This window comes from Pararhizobium qamdonense (assembly GCF_029277445.1).
GTDB lineage: Bacteria > Pseudomonadota > Alphaproteobacteria > Rhizobiales > Rhizobiaceae > Pararhizobium > Pararhizobium qamdonense.
In genome coordinates this window covers 2,452,508-2,477,757 of sequence record NZ_CP119566.1, presented here as the reverse complement: position 1 = coordinate 2,477,757, position 25,250 = coordinate 2,452,508, and the positions used below count along the sequence as shown (strand labels likewise).

General features: G+C 61.1%; 27 protein-coding genes. 11 read left to right on the top strand and 16 right to left on the bottom strand.

The window, feature by feature from the left end; translation table 11 throughout:
- Positions 1-45: 45 nt before the first annotated feature.
- Positions 46-2,271: an OmpA family protein gene (locus PYR65_RS11920; protein WP_276118130.1), complete on the bottom strand. Its 2,226-nt coding sequence runs from the start codon at positions 2,269-2,271 to the stop codon at positions 46-48.
- Positions 2,272-2,655: 384 nt separating this feature from the next.
- Here PYR65_RS11920 and PYR65_RS11915 point away from each other — a divergent pair, with 384 nt between their 5' ends.
- The 4 genes from PYR65_RS11915 to PYR65_RS11900 all read left to right on the top strand — a co-directional run bounded on the left by PYR65_RS11915 (position 2,656) and on the right by PYR65_RS11900 (position 5,664).
- Positions 2,656-3,438: an ABC transporter substrate-binding protein gene (locus PYR65_RS11915; protein WP_060640789.1), complete on the top strand. Its 783-nt coding sequence runs from the start codon at positions 2,656-2,658 to the stop codon at positions 3,436-3,438.
- A 173-nt stretch (positions 3,439-3,611) separates the two neighbouring features.
- Positions 3,612-4,415: an ABC transporter permease gene (locus PYR65_RS11910; RefSeq protein ID WP_060640788.1), complete on the top strand. Its 804-nt coding sequence runs from the start codon at positions 3,612-3,614 to the stop codon at positions 4,413-4,415.
- Positions 4,412-5,242 carry an ABC transporter permease gene (locus PYR65_RS11905; protein WP_060640787.1) on the top strand — a complete coding sequence of 277 codons (831 nt, stop codon included), beginning with the start codon at positions 4,412-4,414 and terminating at the stop codon, positions 5,240-5,242. The genes PYR65_RS11910 and PYR65_RS11905 overlap by 4 nt, the downstream gene beginning before the upstream one ends.
- Positions 5,243-5,397: 155 nt before the next feature.
- Positions 5,398-5,664: an usg protein gene (locus tag PYR65_RS11900; RefSeq protein WP_060640997.1), complete on the top strand. Its 267-nt coding sequence runs from the start codon at positions 5,398-5,400 to the stop codon at positions 5,662-5,664.
- A gap of 45 nt (positions 5,665-5,709) precedes the next feature.
- Here PYR65_RS11900 and PYR65_RS11895 read toward each other — a convergent pair whose 3' ends face one another.
- On the bottom strand, positions 5,710-6,414 hold the full coding sequence (locus tag PYR65_RS11895; RefSeq protein WP_060640786.1) for an SDR family oxidoreductase: 705 nt from the start codon (positions 6,412-6,414) through the stop codon (positions 5,710-5,712).
- Positions 6,415-6,580: 166 nt separating this feature from the next.
- Here PYR65_RS11895 and PYR65_RS11890 point away from each other — a divergent pair, with 166 nt between their 5' ends.
- On the top strand, positions 6,581-7,393 hold the full coding sequence (locus PYR65_RS11890; protein WP_276118129.1) for a class I SAM-dependent DNA methyltransferase: 813 nt from the start codon (positions 6,581-6,583) through the stop codon (positions 7,391-7,393).
- Between the two features lie 9 nt (positions 7,394-7,402).
- Here the strand turns inward: PYR65_RS11890 and PYR65_RS11885 are convergent, their stop codons facing one another.
- Together PYR65_RS11885 and PYR65_RS11880 are read right to left on the bottom strand one after the other, a co-directional pair.
- On the bottom strand, positions 7,403-7,783 hold the full coding sequence (locus PYR65_RS11885; protein ID WP_276118128.1) for a GFA family protein: 381 nt from the start codon (positions 7,781-7,783) through the stop codon (positions 7,403-7,405).
- A 280-nt stretch (positions 7,784-8,063) separates the two neighbouring features.
- A complete protein-coding gene (locus PYR65_RS11880) occupies positions 8,064-9,035 on the bottom strand; it encodes an aliphatic sulfonate ABC transporter substrate-binding protein (protein ID WP_276118127.1) in 972 nt (323 codons plus the stop codon).
- A 256-nt stretch (positions 9,036-9,291) separates the two neighbouring features.
- Here PYR65_RS11880 and PYR65_RS11875 point away from each other — a divergent pair, with 256 nt between their 5' ends.
- Entirely contained in the window at positions 9,292-10,164 is an 873-nt protein-coding gene (locus tag PYR65_RS11875) for an NAD(P)-dependent oxidoreductase (RefSeq protein ID WP_276118126.1), read from the top strand.
- Positions 10,165-10,182: 18 nt separating this feature from the next.
- Here the strand turns inward: PYR65_RS11875 and PYR65_RS11870 are convergent, their stop codons facing one another.
- The 5 genes from PYR65_RS11870 to PYR65_RS11850 form a co-directional block, all read right to left on the bottom strand.
- Positions 10,183-10,476, bottom strand: a complete 294-nt coding sequence (locus tag PYR65_RS11870; RefSeq protein ID WP_276118125.1) for a type II toxin-antitoxin system RelE/ParE family toxin — start codon at positions 10,474-10,476, stop codon at positions 10,183-10,185.
- 11 nt (positions 10,477-10,487) lie between these two features.
- Positions 10,488-10,760: a ribbon-helix-helix domain-containing protein gene (locus tag PYR65_RS11865; RefSeq protein WP_276118124.1), complete on the bottom strand. Its 273-nt coding sequence runs from the start codon at positions 10,758-10,760 to the stop codon at positions 10,488-10,490.
- 80 nt (positions 10,761-10,840) lie between these two features.
- Positions 10,841-11,329 (bottom strand): Lrp/AsnC family transcriptional regulator, encoded by a 489-nt coding sequence (locus tag PYR65_RS11860; protein ID WP_037095833.1) that lies wholly within the window; start codon positions 11,327-11,329, stop codon positions 10,841-10,843.
- Positions 11,330-11,394: 65 nt separating this feature from the next.
- A complete protein-coding gene (locus PYR65_RS11855; protein ID WP_276118123.1) occupies positions 11,395-12,054 on the bottom strand; it encodes a uracil-DNA glycosylase family protein in 660 nt (219 codons plus the stop codon).
- Entirely contained in the window at positions 12,047-12,643 is a 597-nt protein-coding gene (locus PYR65_RS11850; protein ID WP_276118122.1) for a thermonuclease family protein, read from the bottom strand. The genes PYR65_RS11855 and PYR65_RS11850 overlap by 8 nt, the downstream gene beginning before the upstream one ends.
- Positions 12,644-12,784: 141 nt before the next feature.
- Between PYR65_RS11850 and PYR65_RS11845 the strand changes: the two genes are divergently transcribed.
- Entirely contained in the window at positions 12,785-14,320 is a 1,536-nt protein-coding gene (locus tag PYR65_RS11845; protein ID WP_276118121.1) for a sensor histidine kinase, read from the top strand.
- A gap of 6 nt (positions 14,321-14,326) precedes the next feature.
- On the opposite strand, the gene PYR65_RS11840 is transcribed toward PYR65_RS11845, so the two are convergent.
- From PYR65_RS11840 to cobT, 5 genes are all read right to left on the bottom strand, one after another.
- Positions 14,327-15,385, bottom strand: a complete 1,059-nt coding sequence (locus tag PYR65_RS11840) for an ABC transporter ATP-binding protein (RefSeq protein ID WP_276118120.1) — start codon at positions 15,383-15,385, stop codon at positions 14,327-14,329.
- Positions 15,382-16,923: an ABC transporter permease gene (locus PYR65_RS11835; RefSeq protein WP_407951326.1), complete on the bottom strand. Its 1,542-nt coding sequence runs from the start codon at positions 16,921-16,923 to the stop codon at positions 15,382-15,384. Before PYR65_RS11835 ends, PYR65_RS11840 begins: the two co-directional genes overlap by 4 nt.
- Positions 16,924-17,098: 175 nt before the next feature.
- The gene (locus tag PYR65_RS11830; RefSeq protein ID WP_407951325.1) at positions 17,099-18,085 is read right to left on the bottom strand and encodes an iron ABC transporter substrate-binding protein; all 987 of its coding nucleotides are present in this window, start codon (positions 18,083-18,085) and stop codon (positions 17,099-17,101) included.
- Positions 18,086-18,273: 188 nt separating this feature from the next.
- Positions 18,274-18,690, bottom strand: a complete 417-nt coding sequence (locus tag PYR65_RS11825) for a diacylglycerol kinase (protein ID WP_082546934.1) — start codon at positions 18,688-18,690, stop codon at positions 18,274-18,276.
- 183 nt (positions 18,691-18,873) lie between these two features.
- Positions 18,874-19,890 carry a nicotinate-nucleotide--dimethylbenzimidazole phosphoribosyltransferase gene (cobT, locus tag PYR65_RS11820; protein WP_276118118.1) on the bottom strand — a complete coding sequence of 339 codons (1,017 nt, stop codon included), beginning with the start codon at positions 19,888-19,890 and terminating at the stop codon, positions 18,874-18,876.
- Positions 19,891-20,066: 176 nt separating this feature from the next.
- Here cobT and PYR65_RS11815 point away from each other — a divergent pair, with 176 nt between their 5' ends.
- The 4 genes from PYR65_RS11815 (at position 20,067) to PYR65_RS11800 (ending at position 23,187) form a co-directional block, all read left to right on the top strand.
- Positions 20,067-20,855: an adenosylcobinamide-GDP ribazoletransferase gene (locus tag PYR65_RS11815; RefSeq protein ID WP_276118117.1), complete on the top strand. Its 789-nt coding sequence runs from the start codon at positions 20,067-20,069 to the stop codon at positions 20,853-20,855.
- 48 nt (positions 20,856-20,903) lie between these two features.
- On the top strand, positions 20,904-21,128 hold the full coding sequence (locus tag PYR65_RS11810) for a DUF1289 domain-containing protein (RefSeq protein WP_276118116.1): 225 nt from the start codon (positions 20,904-20,906) through the stop codon (positions 21,126-21,128).
- The gene (locus tag PYR65_RS11805) at positions 21,125-21,829 is read left to right on the top strand and encodes a retropepsin-like aspartic protease family protein (protein ID WP_276118115.1); all 705 of its coding nucleotides are present in this window, start codon (positions 21,125-21,127) and stop codon (positions 21,827-21,829) included. The genes PYR65_RS11810 and PYR65_RS11805 overlap by 4 nt, the downstream gene beginning before the upstream one ends.
- Before the next feature lie 218 nt (positions 21,830-22,047).
- On the top strand, positions 22,048-23,187 hold the full coding sequence (locus tag PYR65_RS11800) for a glycosyltransferase (protein WP_276118114.1): 1,140 nt from the start codon (positions 22,048-22,050) through the stop codon (positions 23,185-23,187).
- Positions 23,188-23,354: 167 nt separating this feature from the next.
- On the opposite strand, the gene PYR65_RS11795 is transcribed toward PYR65_RS11800, so the two are convergent.
- Complete coding sequence (locus tag PYR65_RS11795) at positions 23,355-24,116, bottom strand: ABC transporter permease (RefSeq protein ID WP_276118113.1); 762 nt, start codon at positions 24,114-24,116, stop codon at positions 23,355-23,357.
- Entirely contained in the window at positions 24,113-25,039 is a 927-nt protein-coding gene (locus tag PYR65_RS11790; protein ID WP_060640771.1) for an ABC transporter ATP-binding protein, read from the bottom strand. The genes PYR65_RS11795 and PYR65_RS11790 overlap by 4 nt, the downstream gene beginning before the upstream one ends.
- Between the last annotated feature and the right edge of the window lie 211 nt (positions 25,040-25,250).

Genomic DNA, 25,250 nt, shown 5'->3' with positions numbered 1-25,250 from the left:
CGGGCCGTCGCTCAGGGCATCTCTAGCAGAGAGACCGGACTATGGCTATTTCTGGGCCACCGGACGGACCAGCGGCGTCACGCGGCGGATTGTCACGCGACGGTTCTCCTGCTCTGGCCCTTGCGTGCGCACCTTCAGGAAACGCTCGCCATAGCCCTGTGTGACCAGGTTTTCGGCCGGGATGTCATAGACTTCACTCAGCAGCGAAGCGACCGATTCGGCGCGCTCGTCCGAGAGCACCAGGTTCGGCTCGTCGCCACCGACGGCATCCGTATGGCCTTCGATGAAGAAGGTTTCGCCCGGATCCTTCTCGATCACTTCCAGCATCGCATCGGCCACCTTGCGCAGGGTTTTTGCCTGCGACAACGGAACTTCGGCGCTGCCGGTCGCAAAGGTGATCGTATCAAGATCGATACGGCGCACCTTGTCGCGGATACGGGCAGAGTTCTTCACCTCGTCGATCGTATAGGTACGCTCGACCTGCTCCACCGGCGGTTCGGCGAGGAAGTCATAGTAATCGCGGTCAGGCTCGCTCGACGTATCGATGATGTAATCGCGAACCGGCACGCGCAGGCGCATCGGCGGCAGATCCTCACCGACGTCATAGGCCGGCGGGCGCGGACCCTCATCGGCTTCCGGCGCATAGATCATCAGATATTCGCGGCCGTCCTGGTCGATCCGCGAGCGCTGCATGATATCGCCGTAGCGATTGTAGACCGTCACGATCCGCACGCCGTTCGGCCGCTCGATCGTCTCGCGGGACCGGCCGCGCGACAATTCTTCATAGTAGGTTTCCTGCGCGTTGCGGCGCAGACGCGGGCGGTCGTCGCTTCGAACGATGATCTGGTCGCCGAAATCGATAACCGTGCGGTTGTCGCGGCTCTCATCGATGCGCGGACGCCGTCCGCCATTGCCGGTAAAGGCATCGATCAGGTCGTTGACGCCGAATTCCGGCTCCCGGTCGACACGGCGGCCTTCTTCCTTCAGATTGGCGCCCAGTTCCTCGCGGGTCGGACGGCGGTCGTTGCGCCGCGACTGCGCTTCGGCATCGCTCTTCGGAACCTCGACATTATCGTCCTCTGCACGGGCACGCTCACGCTGCTTGCGGCGGTTTTCGCGCGCATTGCCGTCGGCATTGTCGGCATCCTTGTCGCTGTCGAGAACGGCTGCGCCATTGTCGACCGGAAGCACGACGGTTTCGTCGCTCTTGGATGGATCGCGGGCGATCTCCTGCTTTTCCTCCTGGCTGCGGGTATCGACAACCTCCGGGATCGGCTTGCGGCGATCGGGACGCTTGGCGGGCTCCGCATCACCGTCGATGGCCGGACGCAAAGCGCCCCCGGCTGCCGGCTCCTGGCCATCCTGCTGACCTTCCTCCTGCTGCTCGGCCTGTTCGCGCGCCTTTCTTTCAGCGCGGATACGCGCTTTCTCCTCGGCGGCTTTCTGTAGTTCCGCGTCGTCGCGCGAAGGAGCAGTCCGCTGCTCTTCCTCCAACTTCTTCTTGCGCTCGGCACGATCCCTGGCTTTTTCCTGCCGGGAAGCCTTGCTGTTGTCATCATCGGAAGGCTCAGCCTGTTCTTCCTGCTGCTGCTCGGCCTGCTGTTTTTTGCGTTCAGCGCGGGCCTTGGCCTTCTCTTCGGCAGCCGTTGCCGCCCCATCGTCCCCAGAGGGCTGCGCCTGTTCGGATTGCTGCTCCTGCTGTTGCTGCTCAGCCTTCTGCTTGCGGCGCTCGGCACGGGTCTTGGCCTTTTCCTCGGCAGCCGCTGCAGCGCCGTCGTCACCGGAGGGCTGCTCCTGCTGCTGTTCGGCCTGCTGTTTCTTGCGCTCGGCACGCGCCCTGGCCTTTTCTTCGGCAGCCGCTGCGGCGCCATCGTCGCCGGACGGCTGGGCCTGTTCCTCTTGCTGCTGCTGTTCAGCCCGCTGCTTGCGGCGTTCGGCGCGGCTTGGCTGTTCTTCCTGCGCCGGCTGGGCTTCCTGTTCGGGCTGAGCCTGCTCCTGCTGCTGTTCGGCGCGCTGCTTGCGGCGCTCGGCGCGGCTCGGCTCCTGTTCCTGGTTTTCCGCCGGCTGTTCTTCGGACTGTTCGGCGCGCGGGCGGCGCTTCTTGATCACGTCTTCCGGCGCCTGTTCGCCGCCATCGGCTTGCGCTGCGCCATCTTCCTGCGCGACTTCGAACGGCTTCATCAGACTGTCGGCCAAAGCCGGCTGGATGGCGACCGAAATCGACAGCATGGGAAACGCCACGGTGGCGAAAAGTTTGGATCGGATGCTCATAAATGTCTCCTCCTTCAGAGGTCCCGTTTTCGTTGCGTTGAACCGGAGGGGCATCCCCACCGTCCGTCCCTCACCGCTCTTTGGACAGGCCAGGCGGTGAAAAAAAGGCGAACCGGCTCAAATCAGACATGGTTGATTAGCGAAACCTGCATTAACTCAGCATGAATGTTACGTTCATCTTCGCCAGACATAGGCCTGCATCCCGGCGCAACCAGTGCGACGGCATGAAGATGTGCAGACTTTTCATCAAGGCAGCACTGCTTTACTGTTGATTTTTCCATTTAAAGCGTAGGAATATCGCGCCAGCCCGACCGCAAAGACGGTTGGCTTACCGGCGGCCGTTAAGAACAAGAAACCGGCTGTCCGCCAACAGAGAGGATCACAATGCGTATTTCCAGACGTCTCGCCATGGCCGCTTCCGCTGCCGTTTTCGCGCTGATGGCAGGCTCCGCCATGGCCGATGGCGAAAAAATCGTCATCGGTACGGAAGGCGCCTACCCGCCCTTCAACAATCTGGAAGCCGACGGCACCCTGACCGGCTTCGATGTCGATATCGCCAAGGCGCTCTGCGTCGAGATGAAGGCCGAATGCACCTTCGTCACCCAGGATTGGGACGGCATCATTCCGGCTCTGCTCGCCAAGAAGTTCGATGCCATCATCGCTTCGATGTCGATCACGCCGGAGCGGATGGAAAAGGTCGATTTCACCAACAAATACTACAATACCGGCCCGGCCATCGTCGTTCCGAAGGATTCGCCGATCACCGAAGCGACCGAAGCTGGCCTCGCCGGCAAGTCGCTGGGCGCACAGTCCTCGACGACGCACTCCAACTATGCCGAAGCCTTCTTCAAGGAATCGGAGCTGAAGCTCTATCCGACCCCCGACGAGTACAAGCTTGACGTCGCCAATGGCCGCGTCGATGCGGTCATCGATGACGTCGTCGTCCTGACATCGTGGCTGAAGACGGCCGATGGCGCTTGCTGCAAGCTCCTGAAGGCCCTGAAGCCCGATCCGGAAATCAACGGCATCGGTGCCGGCATTGCCGTGCGCAAGGGCGATACCGCGTTGAAGGACAAGTTCAACACGGCGATTGCAGCCATCCGCGCCAATGGCAAGTATAAGGAAGTCGCTGACAAATATTTCGACTTCGACGTTTACGGCGATTAATCTTGAGCTGTTGCTGAAATATGATGGCGGAAGGCCTGCCCTTCCGCCATTCTAGATTCTCGTGAGTTTAGTGCGGCGCATTCTGGTGCCGCATTGATCTGACGAGTATCCGGTTTGACAACGCAGAATAACAATAAGCGCGCAAAAGACGCGATACAGGGGAAATCAGACTGATGCAGGCTGCTTTTGCTGCCCTCTCTTCCATTGTCTCGTGGTTCGCCAGCATCATCGATCCGATGTGCGGCCCGATCGGCATCTTCCGGCTATTCGCGCAAGAGACGCTGTTGGCCTGCGGCGATACCGGTTGGGGCGACGAGATCGCCTATGGTTTCATGATCACCGCGAGCCTGGCGATCTGCACCTTGCCGATCGGGCTTTTCCTCGGCTTCTTCATCGCGCTGGCAAAACAATCGGAAGAAAAATCTCTACGGCTGGCGACCAATATTTACACCACGATCTTTCGCGGCCTGCCGGAGCTTCTGACGCTGTTCATCGTCTACTATGGGCTGCAGATCGTCGCCCAGCAGGCGATGGCGGCCATGGGCTATGAAGGGCCGGTCGAGATCAATGCCTTCATCGCCGGCATGATTGCGCTCGGCGTCGTCTTCTCCGCCTATTGCTCGGAAGTGCTCCTGTCCGCCTTCAAGGCCATTCCGCGCGGCCAGTACGAGGCCGGCGATGCGCTCGGCCTACATCGCGGCAAGACCATGCGGCTCATCGTCCTGCCGCAGCTGGTGCGCATCGCGCTGCCGGGACTTGGCAATCTCTGGATGGCGCTCTTGAAGGACACGGCCCTCGTCTCCGTCATCGGCCTGCCGGATATCCTGCGCCAGACCGGTGTCGCTGCCCGCGTCACCAAGAATGCCTTCGAATTCTTCTCGATCGCCTGCCTCCTCTTCCTCATCCTGGCGATGGTATCGTCGTTCGTCTTCTCGGCGCTCGAACGCTGGACCAAACGTGCGGAGGTTGCCCGATGAGCCATGCCGAAACCATGCTGCCTGCCCTGCCGCCACCGCCGGAAGCGGTAAGGCGTTACACGTTCAGCCGCCTGCTTGGCCGCGCCCTGCTCGGCGTTTGGCTGGCTGTCTCCGTCGGCATCTTCCTGTTCGTCGTCGATTCCTGGAGCCCTGAAAAATTCGCCAAATACGGCCCGAGCTTCCTGTCCGGCTTGCGCGTCACGCTGACGCTGGTCAGCATTTCGATCGTGCTGGGCGCAATCCTTTCGCTGCCGATCGCCTATGGCCGGATGACCAAAAACAAGGTTCTGTCCTGGATCGCCTATGGCTATGTCTATTTTTTCCGTGGCACGCCGCTGATCACCCAGCTCTTCCTCGTCTATTACGGCCTGGGCAGTTTCCGGCCCTATCTGGAGGCCGTCGGGCTCTGGTCGCTGTTCAAGGATGCCTGGTTCTGCGCACTCTTCACCTTCACGCTGAACACCGCCGCCTACCAGGCCGAAATCCTGCGCGGCGCCATCGAAAGCGTGCCGCGCGGCCAGCATGAAGGCGCCGCCGCCCTTGGCCTGCCCAAAGGCGTTGCCTTCTTCAAGATCATCCTGCCGCAAGCGATGATCGTCGCCCTTCGGCCCTATGGCAACGAGATCATCCTGATGATCAAGGGCTCGGCCATCGTCGCGATCGTCACCGTCTTCGACCTGATGGGCGAAACCCGCCGCGCCTTTTCCCGCACCTATGATTTCCAGATGTACCTCTGGGCCGCCGTCCTCTACCTGATCATGGTGGAACTGCTGCGCAATCTCTGGGCCTGGATCGAAACCCGCCTGACACGGCATTTGAAGCGGTGAGACCAACGAACCGTTTGGCAGCACTCTCCAACCCATGCTGCCAAACACTTGATTTTGAACGTTATTTTGTTTTCCCGTGATGCATTGTTAATATCCAGCTAACCATTTCCATGCTTCAATCGTAGGGACCATCATTGAACAAAATGAGGTCCGGCATGACGAACGAAATGGAACTGCAGCTCAAGGGTTATGGCCTGACGACGGCCCAGATTCTATACCGGATGCCCGATCATCCGGCTTTCCTGCAAACCTATATCTGGCAGCACTACGACCTGGCGCCGGAGTTTCCGGAAATGAAGAGCTTTCTCAAATTCTGGCAGGAAAAGCTGGAAGGGCCGCTGCACTCGGTGCGCTATGTCCACCGCAGGCTGATTTCGGCCACCGACTGGCGGGCGCTCAAGGGCGAGTTCATCATCAATTGATGCCCCCGCCCCGCGCCCTGAGTACAACCCGCGCTCTGAGTACAATCAGACCGACCGGGTGATGCCGCCGTCGATGCGGATGTTCTGGCCGGTAATGTAGCCGCCGCGGTCGGTCGCCAGAAGCGCCACCAGCTCGGCCACTTCTTCCGATGTGCCGTAACGGCCCATGGGAATGCGCAGGCGCCGCTCTTCAGTCGCAGGCAGGCTGTCGATGAAGCCCGGCAGGACGTTGTTCATTCGAATATTGTCGCCGGCATATTTGTCGGAAAACAGCTTGGTGAACGCCGTAAGCCCGGCGCGAAAAACGCCGGATGTGGGAAACAGCGGGTCGGGCTCGAACGTGGCATAGGTGGAGATATTGACGATGCTGCCGGATTTCTGCTCCAGCATGATCGGCGTCACCAGCCGGGTGGGCCGCACGACATTGAGGAAATAGACCTCCATGCCCTTGTGCCAGTCGTCGTCGCTCAGATCGAGCACGGGGGCACGCGGGCCGTGGCCGGCGGAATTGACCAGAGCATCCACCCTGCCCCATTTGTCATGGGCCGCATCCACCAGACGCTTCAGATCGTCATTCGACTGGTTCGAGCCGGTCACACCGATGCCGCCGAGTTCCTGCGCCAGGGCTTCACCCTTGCCGGACGAGGAGAGGATGGCGACATGATACCCTTCCGCCGCCAGCCGGCGCGCCGAAACGGCACCCATGCCCGATCCGCCTGCCGTGATGATTGCAACCTTTTGATCCGTCATTGTCGTCTCCTCATGTCCATGGAGGCGCGATAAGACCAGCAGCCAGCAAAGATCACAATCAAGAAATCCTGCACATGCCATCAGCGCACGTGTTTTGAGCGCCAGAATGCCCTGCTTTGCGGGTTTTTCATTGCCAAACGCCGATCTGCGCCGTAAACACGCCGCCATGCAGAAGATCGATGAAGAAGCCCTCGCCGAAGCCTATAACCGCGCGCTCGCCTTGGAAAAGTCCGGCGACGTCGAGGCGGCTGTCAAAGCCTATGAAGAAGTGCTGGCGATCGACCCCGACGATCACGGCGGCGCTGCCGTCCGGATTGCCTCGATGGGGCGCGGCGAGACGCCCGACAAGGCACCCGACGCCTATGTCGCCACGCTCTTTGATCAGCATGCCGATGTGTTCGAGGATGTTCTGGTCGAACAGCTCGACTACCACGTGCCGATGCTGGTGCGGCAAAGGTTGCAGGCGCTCAACCTCGGCCCGTTTGCACGCGTGCTCGATCTCGGTTGCGGCACGGGCCTCACCGGCAGCGCCCTGCGCGACATGGCCGAGGATATTACCGGCATCGACCTGTCGGAAAACATGGTCGAGATTGCCCATGAAAAGGACGTCTACGAGACGCTCTATGTGGCCGAGGTCGTCGATTTTCTCGAGGACAATGACGATGAGCCCTTCGATCTCGTTACAGCGACTGACGTGCTGCCCTATCTCGGCGCGCTCGAAGCCCTGTTTTTCGGCGCCGCCGAGAATATGAATGCCGGTGGCCTGTTCATCTTCTCAAGCGAAACCCTGCCTGCGGACACCTTTGCCGGCCGCAGCTTCATGGTCGGTCCGAACCAGCGTTTCGCCCATGCCGAAACCTATGTGCGCGAAAGGCTCGATGCGATCGGCTTCGATATCGTCGAGCTCACGGATATCACCGTGCGCAAGGAAGAAGGCGCGCCGATCGCAGGTCATCTGGTGATCGCAAGACTGCGCTGAGGACGGCGCTCAGGCGCCGTGAACCTCCGGCAGCTCGTACCAGTCGCCCTTGAACTCCGTCAGGATGTTCTTGACGATCTTCTTGCCCGTATCGCCATCGATGACGCCGGCCGAGACCATCAGGAGGTCGGTGCCGATATTGTCCTTCAAAAGCCGGCTGCCGCAGGTCGAGCAGAACCCGCGCCTGGCCTTGTCGGAATAGCCGTACCATTGCAGGGTGCCGTCGGCCTCGAACTGGACATCGTCACGCGGCGCACCGATCACCGCCATGTAATTGCCATGCGCCTTGCGGCAATCGCCGCAATGACAGCAGAACACTCCGGCGGATTCCACCGGAATTGAAAATTTGACACCGCCGCAGCGGCACGAAGCGTTCAGACGATCGGCCATGGAATTGTCCTTCCGAAGATCAACAGGAATACGGCAGCCGCGATACGTCTGCCCCGGGAGGACATACGGCGCAAACACCCGTCTTCAAGCACCGGTTAGAAGCAATCTCCAGGGATCGTCGTCATTTTGGACGCATCTGCTATGACCAAGTCAAGCCAAGCCGTTGTATCAAAAGATTTTTTCGACCCGGCGCAGGCCGGGTTGCTGCATCAGCACTATCAATCCCGGCATTAAACCCGAGGCAGGGATGCCGGAGCGTGGCTGACGGCCGCGCGCCGTCTCAGCTTGCCCGGCCCTTCCAGATGATATCGCTGACCGTCAGCTGTTTCGGAATGATCTGCAGCTGGAAGAACTCGTCGGCCAGCGCCTGCTGGTAGGCGGCCGCATCCGGGCCGAGCGTGGACACATCCGCAAGACTGAAATCCTTGCGCGTCAGCACCACGCGCTGGATCTCCTCCGGCACGCCGGTGATCTTCGAAAGCGCCGCAACCGTCCCGTCAAGATCGTTCTGCGCGGCCGCCCCGACCTTTGCCAGTTCGTCGAGAATGTCGCCCAGCACGTCGCCATGGGCGGCGGCAAAGTCGCCATTGCTGAGGAAGTAGCTCCAGGATTCGACGATCCCCTCGGCCGTGGTCAGCACCCGCGTGTTCGGGTCCTTTTCCGCCACAGCAAAATACGGATCCCAGATCGACCATGCGTCGATCTGCCGGCTGGCAAAGGCTGCGGCCGCATCCGAGGGCGAGAGATCGGCAGCCTCGATGTCGGTAATGCCAAGACCAGATTTGCGCAGCGCCTTGACGGTAAAATTATGGGCGCTCGAGCCCCGCTTGAAGGCGACGCGCTTGCCCTTGAGATCGGCGACCGTCTGAAATGGCGAATCCTTGTGCACGAGAATAGCCGAACCGGCCGATGACCCCTTATAGGTGCCGGCATAGAGCAGGTTGCCGCCTGCCGCCTGGGCAAAGAGCGGCGGCACGTCGCCGGTCGGGCCAAAATCGATCGCGCCAGCGCCAAGCGCCTCCAGCAGCGGCGGGCCCGAAGAGAATTCAGCCCAGGTCACGGTGATGCCGCGATCGGCAAAGCGCTTCTCCAGCGCACCAGTGCCCTTGGCGAGCGCCAGGACGCCATTCTTCTGCCAGCCGAAGCGCAGTTCCTTAAGTGGCTCGGCAGCCGAGACGCTGCGGGTCGAGGGCAGGACTGCGACCGCTGCGGCCGCGCTCAAAAGTGACAATGTCTGTCTGCGGGTAAACATCAACGTGACCTCTCCTGTCGTGCCTGCCCGGCTGTCCAGCAGGGCCTTTGAAACCAAGGATGGATCAAACGATAAATTCTATCGACATTATAAATATTCAGAATGAGCGGATTTCGGCAAAATTTGACGTGGCGGATTTGATTTTGCCGCAAAACCGTTTCGAAACCGCTTTTGACTGGCCGCGATCACAACGGCCCTTCCCCGCCTGATCCGCATCGGTTAAGTCTCGGAGAAATGGAATTTCGGGAGTGTTCGAATGGCAAATGTCGCGTTCATTGGTCTTGGCGTCATGGGATATCCGATGGCCGGTCACCTCAAGGTCAAGGGCGGTCACGCGCTGACGGTCTATAACCGCACGGCCGCGAAGTCCGAAAAATGGGCGGCGCAATTTGGCGGACGCGCGGTTGCGACACCGGCCGAAGCGGCTGAAGGCGCCGATTTCGTGTTCTGCTGTGTCGGCAATGACGATGACCTGCGCTCGGTGACGACGGGCAAGGGCGGCGCCTTCGAAACGCTGAAGGCCGGCGCCATTTTTATCGACAATACCACGGCCTCCGCCGAGGTTGCCCGCGAACTCGATGCGGCCGCCACCGCCCGCAGCGCCCATTTCGTCGACGCGCCCGTCTCCGGCGGCCAGGCGGGTGCTGAAAACGGCGTGCTGACGGTGATGTGCGGCGGCGATCCCGCCGTGTTCGAGCGCGCCAAACCCATCATCGACGCCTATGCCCGCATGGTCGGCCTGATGGGACCGGCCGGCTCCGGCCAGCTGACCAAGATGGTCAACCAAATCTGCATCGCCGGCCTCGTCCAGGGTCTTGCCGAAGGCATCCATTTCGGCAAACGGGCCGGTCTGGACATCGAGAAGGTTATCGAGGTGATTTCCAAGGGCGCCGCCGGCTCCTGGCAGATGGAAAACCGGCACAAGACGATGAACGCAGGCCAATATGATTTCGGCTTCGCCGTCGATTGGATGCGCAAGGACCTCGGCATCGTCCTGACCGAAGCCCGCAGCAACGGCGCAAAACTGCCGGTTACGGCACTCGTCGATCAGTTCTACGCCGATGTGCAGGACATGGGCGGCAAGCGCTGGGATACGTCGTCGCTTCTGGCGCGGCTGGAAAGCAAATAGGGACCGTTCAGCGGAGCGTCATTCGACGCTGTCTGGCGTGATATTCCGGCGGCCATGAAGGACCCTCAGGATCGTCACAGCCTCCCCGTCGTAACGGTAAAGAATGAGGTGATTTCCAAGCGTCAAATGCCGTAGCCCTGGTGATATGTCATCACGGCGCTGGCCGGACTCAGGATAGATAAGCAGCCGCTCGAAACCTTTTTGAAATGTGTCGAGGAGTTGGTCAGCCGCTGCCAGGTTTCTCGGAGCAAGATAGATCCATACATCAATCAGATCAGTGTCGGCTGCTCCGGTGCGCACGAGGATACGCATCTATCAGCGCTTCATCTCTGCGTGGACAAATAAAGGCGGCGTGCCTCGGCTTTCAGCTCATCCATTGTCGCAAATGGGCTGGAGCCGCTGCCCTCGGCTTCGCTGACTAAGATGTTAAGCTCTTTAGGGGAATATCCCAGGAGATCGCGCCGTTCCTTCCATTCCTGGACGGCTTCACCAACAATATCGCTTGGTGAAGCATAGGAACCGTTTTCCACCTCGGACCGGAGGAACTCGGCAGTTTCCTGCGGCAACGACACCGTCACTTTCTCCACAATGCCCATCGCAACCTCCGTTCAACGCATTGAACATAAGCGCCCGGCAAAGTCCCCGCAAGCACGCCTCATGCCAAAGACGCCCGGGCTCAGTCCTCGCTGGACTTCGCCTGGTCGATCACCATGTAGTCCAGCGGCAGCTGCGTGGTATATTTGATCTGCTCCATCGCAAAGACCGATGAGACGTCGCGGATTTCGATCTTGGTGATCAGCCTCTTGTAGAAGGCGTCATAGGCGGCAATGTCGGGCACGACGACGCGCAGGAGATAATCGACATCGCCGCTCATGCGGTAGAATTCGACCACTTCCGGAAACTCGCCGACCACTTCGGAAAAGCGCTTCAACCATTCGATCGAATGGGTGTTGGTGCGGATCGACACGAAGACCGTGACTTTCGTATTGACCTTCGCCGGATCGAGAAGCGCCACACGGCCCCGGATCACGCCATCCTCTTCCATCTTCTGGATGCGGCGCCAGCAGGGCGTGGTGGACAGGCCGACCTTTTTAGCCAGGTCGGCAACGGCGAGCGTGGAATCCTCCTGCAACAGGCGCAGGATTTTGCGGTCAAGACGATCCATTAAGACACCCCTTCGAATATTATTCTCTCTATAGCGTCAAATTCAGCAAATGAAAGAAAATTGTTTCAGATTATCAATTTTTCCACTCGCTCGCGCAGCACCGGCAGGACATCCTCGGCAAACCAAGGATTTTTCTTCAGCCAGCCGGTATTGCGCCAGCTTGGATGCGGCAGCGCGAGGACCGGCGGCCCGGTATTGGACCCAAGATGCGCGCGCCAGTTGCGCACGGTTTCGGTCATGGTGCGGGCCTGCCGCTCACCCAGATGCCAGCCCTGCGCATATTGGCCGATGGCGAGCACGAGCTCGATCTGCGGCATGGCATCCACGACCTCGCGGCGCCAGCGCGGCGCGCATTCCCGGCGCGGCGGCAAGTCGCTGCCATGCGCGTCATACCCCGGAAAACAGAAACCCATCGGCACGATGGCAAAGAGGTTGCGATCATAGAACGTAGCGCGGTCAACACCGAGCCACTGCCGCAGCCGGTCGCCCGACGCGTCGTTGAACGGCAGACCGCTTTCGTGGACGCGCAGTCCGGGCGCCTGGCCGGAGATCAGGATGCGGGCTGCCGATGAGATCACGGCGACCGGGCGTGGTTCGTGCGGCAGGCGGTCGTCAGGCCCCCGTGCCGGCGCATCGCGGCAGATCCGGCAGGCTGCAATCGCCGCCCGCAGGCCTTCCAGCCCATCCGCCTGCCCGTCACGTCCATCCTCCCGGCCGTCACTCATGCCATACCTTTGACATTACAGTCCCGATCGCCTCGCCGATCCGTGACACAAGCTTGCCCAGCCATCCCTCCGGAATATGGGGCATCTCGTCCATTCCACCATGCGTCTGGCGCCATGTGCGTGGCGCGTCGAACGTGCCGTCCCAAATTCCGAGCCGCTTTTGCCGGGCAACGGCTTCCTGGCTTTCGTAGTCCCCGAATGCCACGGCATAACCGCCATCGACCATCGCCGCGTTGAGGCTGCGGTTTGCAACCCGGCAAACGGCAAGAAGCCGCTGATATCGATCGCTGCCCTCGGCATCGCAGGTCGCCTGGGCATTGCCGATCAGGTTTGTAAGATAGGTCCTGGCCGCGCCGCCGCAGGGCCATTCCTGCTGGTTACGCCGGCAGACCTGCCGCAATTCCGGCGCATCGATACCCACCAGCCGGATACGCTGGCCGTCAAGCACCAGCGTATCGCCATCGACAACCCGCACGCGGCCGGACAAGGCCTCCTGCGGCGCCTCGAGCCGCACCGCCACAAGCCCCACGAACAAAAGGATCAGCGCGGTCAGGAGCAGGTCGCGGATGATCAGGAATACGCACTTCATGACAGTTCTTATGACCTACCCTTGCGACATTGCCAATTCGATTCATACCGGGACATATCCGATGAAAAACCAGGACATCGCAGCAACTTCTTAAGGATTCCCCCTTACAGTTCAACGGATTCCGTTAACGCGTATGAGATCATGAGTAAGGGCGTCAGCACATCGGCCGACAAGAATATCGTCGATAAATCGCGCAGCCACCGCAACACTGCGGTGTCCAAAGCCGTGCGCACGACCCGCGAACGCCTGCAGGCCGGCCCCTCCAATGCCTCCGGCTTCGACAAGGAGATGCTCGGTCTTCACGTCGATACCATGCTGCACGGCGCAGCCGCCATGCCGCTTTTCATCATCGTGGTCACCGGCATCGGCATCTACCTGTCGCAACAGCTCGATATTCTCCCCTGGGGGATTGCGGCCTTATGCGTGAATGCCATCGGCATTCTGATCGCGCGCCGGGCAAAGGCGGTGGAAATCGCAGCAGACAAGGTGTCCTACTGGCGCAGCCGTTTCCTGTTTGCCCAGATCGTCATCGGCTTCTGCTGGGCGGCATTCGTCTTTCAGGATTGCGATAGCTGCGGCGAAACCAATTTCGGCATCTACAAAGCCGCCGTGCTGCTGATTGCGCTCGCGGCCACGGCCATGGGCACGTTTCTGCTGCGCAATGCCCTGCTCTTCACCTATGTGCCGGTCATTGCCGCGCTGAGCGGCCTGACCTTTAAAACCGGCAATTCCGGTTATTTCTCGCTGACCGTCGTGCTCCTGACATTGCTGCTCTTCCTCGTCTTCATGACCAACCGCATGCATCGCGGCAATGTGCATATCCTCTCTGTCCAGTCGGAAAAGGACGATCTGATCGCCGAACTCGAAGTTGCCAAGTCGATGTCGGATGAGGCGCGCCGCCGCGCCGAGGAAGCCAATATGGCAAAGTCGCGCTTCCTCGCCTCCATGTCGCATGAATTGCGCACGCCCTTGAATGCCATTCTCGGCTTCTCCGAGGTGATGTCGACGGAAGTGCTCGGGCCGCTCAACAATCCGATCTACAAGGAATATACCGGCGATATCCATCGCTCAGGCCAGCACCTGCTCGATCTCATCAACGAAATCCTCGACCTCTCGCGCATCGAGGCCGGCAAATACGATCTCAACGAGGAGGCCATCCATCTGGTCGAGATCACCGAGGATTGCATCGGCATGGTGCAGCTGCGCGCCCGCACCAAGAATATCAGCATCACCGAACAGTTCGAGTATGGCATGCCGTCGGTCTGGGTTGACGAAAAGGCGATGCGCCAGGTGGTGCTGAACCTGTTGTCGAATGCGGTGAAATTCACGCCATCGGGCGGCGAGATTTCGGTGAAGGTCGGCTGGACGGCTGGCGGTGGCCAGTATCTGTCCATCAAGGACAACGGCCCCGGCATTCCCGAAGACGAAATCCCCGTCGTGCTGTCGGCCTTTGGCCAGGGCTCGATTGCCATCAAGAGCGCCGAACAGGGAACGGGGCTTGGCCTGCCGATCGTTCAGGCGATCCTTGCCAAGCACAATGGCGACTTCCTTCTGCGCTCGAAACTGCGCGAAGGCACCGAGGCGATCGCCATTCTGCCGTCAAAGCGCGTTCTTCAGAGCATCCCGGCCATCGAGGATGCCCCGGCTGTCGAGCGCCGCCGCAAAAGCTTCGCTTAGAAAATGTCAGTCCGGCAGAACATGCGCCATGCCCTGCACGCTGATCCCGACGAGATCGCCGGGCTCGGGAATGTCGGCGCCGACGCATTTGATCGACAGGAAGTCGGGCATGGCCCGATCACTGCGATCGATGCGCACGAGAACCATGCAGTTGCCGCCGCCGAACTCGACGTCATCGACGCGCCCGAACGGGCCCTCTATCTTGGTTCCAGTGGCGGCGGTCTTCAGCCGGATCTGCTCGGGCCGCAGCATCACGGTCGCCTTGCCTGATTTCAGCCCCGCTTCGACCGCCAGAGATCCCAGAGCGCATTGCGCCCGCCCGGAGGCAATGCTCGCATCCAGCAGGATGGCCTCGCCGAGAAAGGTCGCCGTTTCCCGGTCTTTCGGCTTGCCGTAAAGGGCGCGGGGCGAGCCGAACTGCACGAGCCTGCCCTGCCGCAACACGGCCACCTGATCGGCAAAGGACAAAGCCTCGGCCTGGTCATGCGTCACCAGGATCGCCGTCGTTCCCGCCGCCCTCAGCACGCGCGCCACCGCCCGCCGCAATGTATCGCGAAGCCCGGTATCCAGCGCCGAAAACGGTTCGTCGAGCAGCATCAGCCGGGGTTTCAGCGCCAGCGCCCTGGCGAGCGCCACCCGCTGCTGCTGTCCGCCGGAGAGCTGATGCGGCCGCCGCGAGGCCATCACGCCGTCAAGCTCCACCATCTCCATCAGCTCGGTGACCCGCTGGCTGCGCCCCGGCGCATTCTTCGGCAATCCGAAGCCGATATTGTCGGCAACTGTCAGATGCGGAAACAGCGCGCCATCCTGGGACACGATGCCGATGCCGCGCCGGTGCGCAGGAACCAATGTGCCGGGACCGGCAAGCATCTTGCCGTCGAGCACCAGCGAGCCGCTATCGGGCGTCTCGAAACCGGCGATGATGCGCAACAGCGTCGTCTTGCCGGATCCGGACGGCCCGACGATCGCCGTTCGCCCGCCCGCAGCAATGTTCATGCCGATGGCGTCGAGCGCCACCGTCGGGCCGTAGGATTTGCTGATGGCATCGAGTGTCAGAAACGTCATTGTCCGGTTGCCCGTCTGGATTGCACGTAAAGGAGGAAGGTGAGCGGCAGGGACAGAAGCACCATCATCACCGCATAGGGTGCCGCCGCCACATAGTCGATCTCGCTGGTCAGCGACCAGAATTTCGTCGCCAGCGTCTCGACGCCGGTGGGCGACAGCATCAGCGTTGCCGTCAGCTCGTTGGTAATGCCGAGCGCCACCAGCGCGGTGCTGGCGGCAATGCCGGGCGCTGCCAGCCGCATCGTCGTCTGGCGCACCGCCTGAAACGGCGTGCGGCCAAGCGCCATGGCGGCCCGCTCGAGCTCGACCGGCGCCTGCGCGATGCTGGTGCGCAACCCGACCATGGCACGCGGCAGAAACAGCATGATATAGGCAAGAAACAGCGTCGCGAATGTCTGGTAGAGCGGCAGCACCAGCCGCACCGTGATCGTCACCAGCGCCAGCGCCACCACGACGCCGGGCAGCGAGCCGACATAATAGTGGCACGCTTCCAGCACCCGCTGCAGCCGCCCCGGCGCGCGCACCGACAGCCATGCCATGGGGGCCGCCGCGATCGTCGCGAGCATGCCGCCGGCAATGGCCAAAAGCACCGTCTGCCCGAACGCGCCGCCGACAAGATCGATCCGCCAGATGTCGCCGCCGCCGATATAGAGCCAGCGCGTCAGCGTCACGAACGGCACGCCGATCGCAAGGGCAGCCGTTGCCGCATTGAGCGCGAGGGCCGGGACAAGCATGCGCCCGAGCCGGCGTTTGTCGGCCGGCCGAGCCGCGCCGGACCCCACCCGCGCATACCGCTCGCCGCCGCGCGCCACCGCCTCGATGACCAGAAGCAGCAGGCAGCACGATACCAGCACGCCGGCCAGCATATTCGCCGCCGGGCCGTTGAAGGCCGACTGGAACTGATCGACGATCGCGGTGGAAAACGTGTCGAACCGGATCATCACATAGAGCCCGTATTCGGCCAGAAGATGCAGGCCCACCAGAAGCGAGCCGCCACAGATCGCCAGCCGCAGCTGCGGCAGCACGGCGCGGAAAAACACCTGCCACGGGTTGAGGCCAAGCGACGCCGCCGCATCCTCGATCGCCGGGTCGAGACGGCGCAACTGTGCCGCCACCGGCAGATAGAGAAACGGGAAATAGGCGAGAACTGATACCAGCACGCCGCCGGTCAGGCCATGCAGGCCCGGCACCAGGCTGATCCAGGCATAGCTGTGTACGAAGGCCGGCACGGCAAGCGGCGCCACGGCCAGCATCGACCAGAGCCTCGCACCGGGCAGGTCGGTGCGCTCGGTCAGCCAGGCAAGCGCGACGGACATCGCGATGGTGATCGGCAATGTGCACAGTTCCAGCAGCGCCGTATTGACCAGCAACTCACCGACACGGCCGCGAAAAATCAGTTTCGTGGCGGTTTCCCAGCCGGTCTGCACCGAAATCCAGGCAATGAAGCCCAGCGGCACGAGGCTGACCAGCGACACGAAGGCGGCAACGATCGTGACGACGAGATAGGGAACCCTGGACCGTCCCTTGGCGGCGATGATCAGCCGGCGCAAGGCGGAGGCGGGCTCGGCAGGAAACGCGGTGGCGCTCAAAATTTCTGCTTTCAAACCAAAACGACATTCGCAGCCGCCCGGATCGAGCGGCTGCGAATGTCACCGGTAGTCCGGAATGACGATACCTAACCGGAGCGTTCCGATCAGGTTTAGCCTCTGCCTATCACAGCAGACCGGCGTCCGTCATCAGGTCTGTGACTTTTGCGCTGTTGAGCGTGGCCGGATCGACCTTCGGGTACTGCAGCTCGGAGAGAGCCGGCAGGGCCTTGTTGGAGGCTTCGCCATTGCCGACGGCATATTCGAACGAGGTACCATCGCGCAGGATGCCCTGCCCGCCCTTGCCGGTGATCCAGGCGAGGAATTTCTGGGCATTCTCCTTGTGCTGGCTGGACGCGAGCACGCCGCCGCCGGAAATGCTGACGAAGGCACCGGGATCTTCGTTCTTGAAGAAATGCAGCGCGACATTCCTGCTGTTTTCGCCGGTCTTCGCCTGATCGCCGAAATAGTAGTAGTGATAGATCACCGCCCCTTCGACTTCCCCGGCATTGACGGCCTTCATCGCCGTCGAATTTCCCTTGTAGGCGGTAAAGTTTTCCTTCATCGCCTTCAGCCAGGAGGCCGTCGCCTCTTCACCCTTCAGCGACAGAAGCGCGCTGACGATCGCCTGGAAGTCGGCGCCGGACGGCGAAGCGGCCCAGCGGCCCTTCCAGCTCGGATCGGCCAGATCCAGCATCGACTTCGGCAGCTTGTCTTCGGTCAGCTTGGTCTTGTCATAGGCAAACACAGTGGAGCGGGCGGCAACGCCGGTCCAATGGCCGTTCGACGGGCGGAAATTCTCGGGCACCTGCGCCAGCGTATCGGCGGCGACCGGCTCGAACAGCCCGGCGCCATCCACAAGCGACATGGCCGGCGAATTTTCCGTCAGGAACACGTCGGCCGGCGATGCGGCCCCTTCCTGGACGATCTGGTTGGCGAATTCCATATCGCTGCCCTTGCGCAGCGTCACCTTGATACCGGTTTCCTTGGTAAAGGCTTCGGCCCAGGCGACGCCGAGGCTTTCGTGCTGCGCATTATAGACGACGATGCCGATATCGTCCTGAGCGAGCGCAACGGTCGCGCCCGTGCCGGCGAAAAGGGCCGCGAGCGCCATCGCGCCTGCTGAACCTAAGAAGGAAATTGTCATGGAAACCACTCCGAGTTTTCTGCGGACCATCTTGTCCGGCGGCCCCGGTATATAATCCTGATATTTCCGTCAACTTTGATGAGCGTCAGGAAAGAAAGAAATCACTCAATTAAATTTGACTGTTGAAGAGGGAATAAAAGCAGCACAGGCCATTTTCAAATACCGAAGAGATGGGAGAGAACCACGACATAGGCGACATAGCCCGCATTGGCGAGGATCATGCACAGGCAGGCGAGCGAGCCCAGATCCTTGGCATTTTTGCCCATTTCTGAAATTTCCGGCGAAACGCGATCGACGATTTCCTCGATCGCCGTATTCAGCGCCTCGAATGCGATCATCAGCAGGAACAACACGAAGGCCGCGACATACTGGAACAGGGTTGCACCCGTCACGGCAAATGCGACCATCGCGATGGCAAAGGCGCCGAGCTCATGGCGAAACGCCGCTTCGCCGAGCAGCCGCTTGGCACCGCCGAAGGAATAGGTGGCAGCCGCAAAGAAATGCCGGATTCCCGTCTGCTTTTTTACCGGCTTCTCACTGGCCATTCCACGATAGTCCTCGTTCAGATACATGCTCGCTCCTTGCTCTCTACACCGCCGCAAGGAACACGCGATACTGACATCAGCCTGAATGCACCGTGAATACGGACAGGACGGGCCACCATCATTCGAATGGATCGCCGCTCCCGAATAGGTGAGAAGCCCTGGCCTATCAAGCCCCGGCGTGACCCACCATCGCAGGCAACTTTTGAAAGATCAGCTCTTGTTGCTGACGCCGGCCTGCGCAAAGGTCGCCATGCCGGAATGGCAGGCAGCCGCCGCCTTGACGATGCCGGCAGCCAGCGCTGCGCCCGTGCCCTCGCCCAGCCGCATGCCGAGCGCCAGAAGCGGCGTCTTGCCGAGCATTTCGATCGCCTTCATATGGCCGGGCTCTGCCGAGACATGGCCGATCAGGCAATGATCGAGCGCTGCCGGATTGGCAGCCTTCAGGATCGCCGCCGCCGTGGTTGCGACATAGCCGTCGATGATGACAGGAATTTTCTGCATGCGCGCGGCAAGGATGGCACCGGCCATCGCGGCAATCTCGCGGCCGCCGAGGCGCCGAAGCACCTCGAACGGATCGGAAAGATGGTCGCCATGCAGCGTCACTGCCTTTTCGACGGCAGCGATCTTGCGGGCGAGAACCTCGCCCTGCGATCCGGTGCCGGGACCTACCCATTCCTCGGCGGTACCGCCGTAAAGCGCCAGATTGATCGCGGCCGCGATCGTCGTATTGCCGATGCCCATTTCGCCGATGCATAGAAGATCGGTGCCACCGGCAACCGCCTCCATGCCAAACGCCATGGTTGCCGCGCAATCGCGCTCCGAAAGCGCTGCTTCCTCGGTAATATCGCCGGTCGGATATTCCAGCGCCAGATCGAACACCTTCAGGCCCAGATCATGGCTGACGCAGATCTGGTTGATGGCAGCGCCGCCGGCTGCGAAATTCTCCACCATCTGCGCCGTCACAGAGGACGGAAACGGCGTGACGCCCTGGCGGGTGACGCCGTGATTGCCGGCAAAGATCGCCACCAGCGGCCGGTTGACGGCCGGCGCCCTGCCGGTCCAGGCCGCCAGCCAGAACGCGATTTCCTCAAGCCGTCCCAGCGCGCCCGGCGGCTTGGTGAGCTGCGCATCGCGCTCGCGCGCGGCCACCAGCGCCGCACTGTCCGGACCCGGCAGGTTTCGCAGCAATTCACGGAAATCGTCGAACGGCAGGCCGCTGGCACTCATGGTGTAAATCCTTGTATCGTCTCGTCATCGGCAAAGCTTGGCTTCGCAAAGGTGCTTCCTCATAAAGTGCTGCGATGAATCCGGCAACGGGGTTTGCGCCGGTTCGTGCCGCCGTCGCATGATCGGCTTGAAAACACCGATTCGCCGGGGGCGGCCCGGTCTGGGGGACGATGTTCATGTTCGATATCCGCGATTTCATCGATGACCTGGCCCGCTCGGTGGCGTTTCTCAGCCGGATCCACATGCCGCAGCGTCATTTCGTCAATTTCGATGGCCGCCTCAGCCGCGCCGTGCGTGCCTTTCCGCTGGCTGGCCTGCTGATCGTGCTGCCTGCCGCCGCCATCGTGTCGGTCTTCAGCGCGCTCGATGTTTCGCCCCTGTTCACTGCCTTCGCCGCAGTTGCCGTCCAGGCGCTGATCACCGGCGCCCTGCACGAGGACGGCCTCAGCGATACCGCCGATGGCCTTGGCGGCGGCAGGACCCGGGAAAAGGCGCTCGTCATCATGAAGGACAGCCGCATCGGCTCCTACGGTGCCGTCGCCCTCATCCTCTCCTTCGGGCTGCGAGTATCGGCGCTTTCTGCAGTGCTGCCGCTGGTATCGCCGACGGGTGCGGGATTGCTGGTACTGGCCGCTGCCGCGCTGAGCCGCACCGCCATGGTCTGGCACTGGTCGAAACTGCCGCCCGCCCGGCACGACGGCGTTGCGGCGTCAGCCGGCGAACCGCAGGCATCGGCAGTCACATTCGCGCTGATCTCCGGCGTCGTGTCGTCCGCAATCCTGCTGCTTTTGTCCGGCGCGTCGCTGCCGGCCACCGTCCTTGCCATCGCCGCTTTTGCCGTCACGGTCCCTGCCTTCAGCCAAATTGTCGATGGCAAGATCGGCGGCCATACCGGCGACACAATCGGTGCCACACAACAATTGACCGAAATCGCCGTTTTCGCGGCCCTTGCGCTGGCAATTTGAAACGACGATATAAGTTGGAACAACTGTTTGCCCGGATTACCGAACCTGATGGAAACACCCTGCATTCTCGTCTGTTCGATCGATATGAAAACCGGATATTGCTTCGGTTGCGGCCGCACGCGCGATGAGATCGGCGGCTGGACGCTGTTCACGCCGCAAGAACGCCGCGACATCATGGAGAGCCTCGGCGCCCGGCTGGAAACGCTGGAGCGCAAGCCGCGCCGCGAAACGCGCCGGACCCGTATGGCACGCGAAAGGGTCACCGGCGAATGACGAGACTGACCATTGTTCTGGGCATCCTTGCTGTCGGCCTCGTCTTTCTCATCCTCAACCACGACAGCGGCCGCACGTTCGGCATGTTGAACGACGATTTCGGCCGCTTGGTGACGCTCGGCGCCATCGCCACGATGTTTGCCACCGGCATCGTGCAAAGCCGCCGCCACAATATCGGCGAGACGCTGCGCCAGTTCGGCATCTGGGTGCTGATCATCCTCGTTCTTGTCTCGGGCTATCTCTACCGCACCGACCTGCAATCCTTCGGCAACCGACTGGTCGCCGGCCTTATTCCCGGCCGCGCCGCCGTCTTCACCGACAATGAGGGCATCCAGGAGGTCGTGCTGCACAAGGTGCTGAACGGCCATTTCGAAACGCCTGTCACCGTCAATGGCGAAACCGTCCAGATGCTGGTCGATACCGGCGCCAGCCGCGTCGCGCTCTCCTACGAGGATGCCCAAACGCTGGGCCTCAACCCCGCCGGCCTCGCGTTTACTCAACGGGTCTCCACCGCCAACGGCGAAGCCCGCGCCGCCCCCATAACCCTCGCCGAAGTCGCCATCGGCCCGATCGTGCGCAACAACATCCAGGCCATGGTCACGGAAGAAGGCAAGCTCGATCAGAGCCTGCTCGGCATGAGCTTTCTGTCGACCCTGGATTTTTTGCAGATGCAGACGGATGAGCTGCGCCTGCGGGATTAACGGCCCTCCCTCTCCCCTTGCGGGAGAGGACGCAAAATCAACATCTTAGCTTCAGCTAAGTGTTAGATTTTGCTGGTGAGGGGCTCGCTTCGTTTCCCAGCGACGCGTCTCTTTAAAGCACCGCCTGTCATCCGCGCGTCATATGACAATGATGTTGCTGGATAGCTCAGCTGCTGCGGATTCGTCAAGAAGCAGCTGAGCGAGCAAGGGGACTGTGTATGATCATCGCATTGGCCGCTGCGGCCGCAATCCTCATCCTGGTCAATGTCGTCAGTATCATCATCGCCGGCTGGCGAATGGCGCCAAGCGGGGAGCCGGCTCCGCCAGTCCAGAAGCGGCCGCCGGTCTCAATCGTCGTGCCCGCCCGCGGCATAGAAGCATTCACATCCGATACGCTCGCGCGCGCCTTTTCGCTCGACTGGCCCGATTACGAGCTGATCTTTTGCGTCGCCAATCCGCGCGATCCTGTCATCGGCGAGATACGCCGGGCGATGGCTGCCAATCACGGCATTCCCACGCGCATCCTGACCGGCGACGACCGGATCAGTGCCAATCCAAAACTCAACAACTGTGTGAAGGGCTGGAAAGCCGCCCGGCACGACTGGGTGATCCTTGCCGATTCCAACGTGCTGATGCCGAAGGACTACGTGGCTCACCTCATGGCGGGTTGGCGCAAGAACACAGGTGTGGTGTGCTCGACGCCGATCGGATCACGGCCGGACGGTTTCTGGGCCGAGGTCGAATGCATGTTCCTGAACACGCATCAGGCCCGCTGGCAATATACCGGCGAAGCGATCGGGCTCGGATTTGCACAGGGAAAGAGCATGCTGTGGTTCAAACCTCTCCTTGACTCACATAACGGCATTGAAGCGCTCGCCGCCGAGATTGCCGAGGATGCCGCCGCAACCAAGCTGGTCAATCGTCTCGGGTTGAAGGTCCATCTTGTATCCTCCCCCTTCGACCAGCCGCTCGGCAGCCGCACCCGCCATGACATATGGTCGCGCCAGGCACGATGGGCACGCCTGCGCCGCGTCACCTTTCCGCTGTTCTTCGCACCGGAAATTCTGCTCGGCGCGCTGCCGCCCCTCCTCCTTGCAATCGCCGCAGCTCATCTCGCAGGCGTCAATGTCTTTGCCGTCGCCTTGGCCGTCGCCGCTGCGATCTACCTGCCGGAACTGGCCCTTGGCCTGGCCAAGGGCTGGCGCGTATCGCTCCTCTCCCTGCCCGCCATCCTCGTGCGCGACATCATGCTGCCGCTGGTCTGGATCCGGAGCTGGGGCAGTGGCGCATTCGTCTGGCGCGGTAACGCCATGACGATCGACACGAAGGCCTGTGAACTGGAAGAAGTGGCGCAGTGAGCGAATAGCGAATAGTGAGTAGTGAGTAGTGAGTAGTGAGTAGTGAGTAGTGAGTAGTGAGTAGTGGGTAGTAAGTAGTGATTAGTTTTATTCCTATTCACTATTCACTATTCACTATTCACTATTCACTATTCACTATTCACTATTCACTACTCACTATTCCCTATTCAGTTCCGCAGCCGGTATCCCGTCTTGAAGATCCACGTCAGCAGCCCCATCAGCACCGCCAGAAACACGATGATGATCGCAAAGCTGACCACCGGGTTGACGTCGGCGATCTCGAAGAAGCTCCAGCGGAAACCGCTGATGAGATAGAGCACCGGATTGAAATGGCTGACCGCCTGCCAGAACGGCGGCAGCATGTTGACCGAATAGAAGCTGCCGCCCAGGAAGACCAGCGGCGGGATGACCAGCATCGGGATGAGGTTCAGCTGCTCAAAATCCTTGGCCCAGATGCCGATGATGAAGCCGAACAGGCTGAAGGTTACGGCCGTCAGCACGAAGAACAGCAGCATCACGAACGGATGGGCGATCGACAGATCGACGAACAGCGAGGCCGTTCCGAGGATGATGAGGCCGATCATCATGCCCTTGGTCGCCGCCGCCCCGACATAGCCCAGCACGATCTCCGTCATCGAGACCGGCGACGACAGCAGCTCATAGATCGTGCCGGTGAATTTCGGGAAATAGATGCCGAACGAGCCGTTGCCGATGCACTGCGTCAGCAAGGTCAGCATGATCAGGCCGGGCGTGATGAAGGCGCCGTAGGAGACACCGTCGATTTCCTGGATGCGCGATCCGACGGCCGCGCCAAAGACGATAAAATAGAGCGAGGTCGAGATGACCGGCGAGACGACGCTTTGCAACAGCGTGCGGCGCGTGCGCGCCATCTCGAAGAAATAGATCGACTTGACCGCTTCGAGGTTCATGCTTTTGCTCCCACCAGTTCGACGAAAATATCCTCGAGCGAACTCTGCCGTGTCGAGATGTCCTTCAGCCGGATGCCAGCCTCCGCCAGCGCCGTCAACAGCGTGGTGATGCCGGTGCGCTCGCCGGACGTATCATAGTCATAGATCAGGCTCTGGCCGTCGTCCTCGATCGTCAGGTCGTAGGATGACAGCGTCTCGGGAATGGCCAGAAGTTTCTCCTGCAGGTCGATCCGCAGCTGCTTGCGGCCGAGCTTCTTCATCAGCTCCTTCTTCTGTTCGATCAGAAGGATCTTGCCGCCATTGATGACGCCGACGCGATCGGCGATCTCCTCGGCCTCCTCGATATAATGGGTGGTCAGGATGATGGTGACGCCGGTTTCCCGCAGCTTCTCAACCACCTTCCACATGTCCTTGCGCAGGTTGACATCGACACCGGCGGTCGGCTCGTCCAGAAAGAGCACGCGCGGCTCATGCGACAGCGCCTTGGCAATCAGAACCCGGCGCTTCATGCCGCCGGAAAGCTCACGCAGCATGCTGTCCTTCTTGTCGTACAGCGACAGATCTTTCAGCACCTTCTCGATATGGGCCGGGTCCGGCTTCTTGCCGTGCAGCCCGCGCGAAAACGATACCGTGTTCCACACCGTCTCGAACTGGTCTGTGGTCAGCTCCTGCGGCACCAGGCCGATCATCGAGCGGGTGGCGCGAAAATCCTTGACGACATCATGGCCGCCGACCAGCACCGTGCCGCCGCTCGGATTGACGATGCCGCAGATGATCGAGATCAGCGTCGTCTTGCCGGCGCCGTTCGGCCCCAAAAGCGCCAGGATCTCGCCCTCCTCGATATCGAGACTGACATCCTTCAGCGCCTGAAAGCCGGACGCATAGGTCTTCACCAGATTGGAAACGGAAACGATGGGCGCCATGAAATATGTTCCGGGGAAAGGAGGCGGAAAGAGATGCTCTATATGGGGCGTTCTTTCGAAAATTTCAGCTGCCAAATCAAGAAAAGACGAAAACACATCGTCAACACCATCCGCAACGCCGTAACCGCCTGTTCCCTTTGGTTTCAGAAACCGCGTTTTTTCCGCTTGAGCCCGTCTGTCATCAAACGGTGACGGACCGTCGTCATGTTCG

Bases quoted from the DNA above. Each gene is read 5' to 3' on its own strand.
- PYR65_RS11810 (WP_276118116.1), top strand. From the start codon at position 20,904: ATGGAAACACCCTGCATTCTCGTCTGTTCGATCGATATGAAAACCGGA.
- PYR65_RS11800 (WP_276118114.1), top strand. From the start codon at position 22,048: ATGATCATCGCATTGGCCGCTGCGGCCGCAATCCTCATCCTGGTCAAT.
- PYR65_RS11890 (WP_276118129.1), top strand. From the start codon at position 6,581: ATGCAGAAGATCGATGAAGAAGCCCTCGCCGAAGCCTATAACCGCGCG.
- PYR65_RS11795 (WP_276118113.1), bottom strand. From the start codon at position 24,116: ATGAACCTCGAAGCGGTCAAGTCGATCTATTTCTTCGAGATGGCGCGC.
- PYR65_RS11920 (WP_276118130.1), bottom strand. From the start codon at position 2,271: ATGAGCATCCGATCCAAACTTTTCGCCACCGTGGCGTTTCCCATGCTG.
- PYR65_RS11845 (WP_276118121.1), top strand. From the start codon at position 12,785: ATGAGTAAGGGCGTCAGCACATCGGCCGACAAGAATATCGTCGATAAA.
- PYR65_RS11885 (WP_276118128.1), bottom strand. From the start codon at position 7,783: ATGGCCGATCGTCTGAACGCTTCGTGCCGCTGCGGCGGTGTCAAATTT.
- PYR65_RS11825 (WP_082546934.1), bottom strand. From the start codon at position 18,690: ATGTATCTGAACGAGGACTATCGTGGAATGGCCAGTGAGAAGCCGGTA.
- PYR65_RS11875 (WP_276118126.1), top strand. From the start codon at position 9,292: ATGGCAAATGTCGCGTTCATTGGTCTTGGCGTCATGGGATATCCGATG.
- PYR65_RS11905 (WP_060640787.1), top strand. From the start codon at position 4,412: ATGAGCCATGCCGAAACCATGCTGCCTGCCCTGCCGCCACCGCCGGAA.
- PYR65_RS11915 (WP_060640789.1), top strand. From the start codon at position 2,656: ATGCGTATTTCCAGACGTCTCGCCATGGCCGCTTCCGCTGCCGTTTTC.
- PYR65_RS11830 (WP_407951325.1), bottom strand. From the start codon at position 18,085: ATGGCGCTCGCGGCCCTTTTCGCCGGCACGGGCGCGACCGTTGCGCTC.
- PYR65_RS11840 (WP_276118120.1), bottom strand. From the start codon at position 15,385: ATGACGTTTCTGACACTCGATGCCATCAGCAAATCCTACGGCCCGACG.
- PYR65_RS11895 (WP_060640786.1), bottom strand. From the start codon at position 6,414: ATGACGGATCAAAAGGTTGCAATCATCACGGCAGGCGGATCGGGCATG.
- PYR65_RS11855 (WP_276118123.1), bottom strand. From the start codon at position 12,054: ATGAGTGACGGCCGGGAGGATGGACGTGACGGGCAGGCGGATGGGCTG.
- PYR65_RS11900 (WP_060640997.1), top strand. From the start codon at position 5,398: ATGACGAACGAAATGGAACTGCAGCTCAAGGGTTATGGCCTGACGACG.
- PYR65_RS11870 (WP_276118125.1), bottom strand. From the start codon at position 10,476: ATGCGTATCCTCGTGCGCACCGGAGCAGCCGACACTGATCTGATTGAT.
- PYR65_RS11910 (WP_060640788.1), top strand. From the start codon at position 3,612: ATGCAGGCTGCTTTTGCTGCCCTCTCTTCCATTGTCTCGTGGTTCGCC.
- PYR65_RS11850 (WP_276118122.1), bottom strand. From the start codon at position 12,643: ATGAAGTGCGTATTCCTGATCATCCGCGACCTGCTCCTGACCGCGCTG.
- PYR65_RS11805 (WP_276118115.1), top strand. From the start codon at position 21,125: ATGACGAGACTGACCATTGTTCTGGGCATCCTTGCTGTCGGCCTCGTC.
- PYR65_RS11865 (WP_276118124.1), bottom strand. From the start codon at position 10,760: ATGGGCATTGTGGAGAAAGTGACGGTGTCGTTGCCGCAGGAAACTGCC.
- PYR65_RS11860 (WP_037095833.1), bottom strand. From the start codon at position 11,329: ATGGATCGTCTTGACCGCAAAATCCTGCGCCTGTTGCAGGAGGATTCC.
- cobT (WP_276118118.1), bottom strand. From the start codon at position 19,890: ATGAGTGCCAGCGGCCTGCCGTTCGACGATTTCCGTGAATTGCTGCGA.
- PYR65_RS11880 (WP_276118127.1), bottom strand. From the start codon at position 9,035: ATGTTTACCCGCAGACAGACATTGTCACTTTTGAGCGCGGCCGCAGCG.
- PYR65_RS11815 (WP_276118117.1), top strand. From the start codon at position 20,067: ATGTTCGATATCCGCGATTTCATCGATGACCTGGCCCGCTCGGTGGCG.
- PYR65_RS11790 (WP_060640771.1), bottom strand. From the start codon at position 25,039: ATGGCGCCCATCGTTTCCGTTTCCAATCTGGTGAAGACCTATGCGTCC.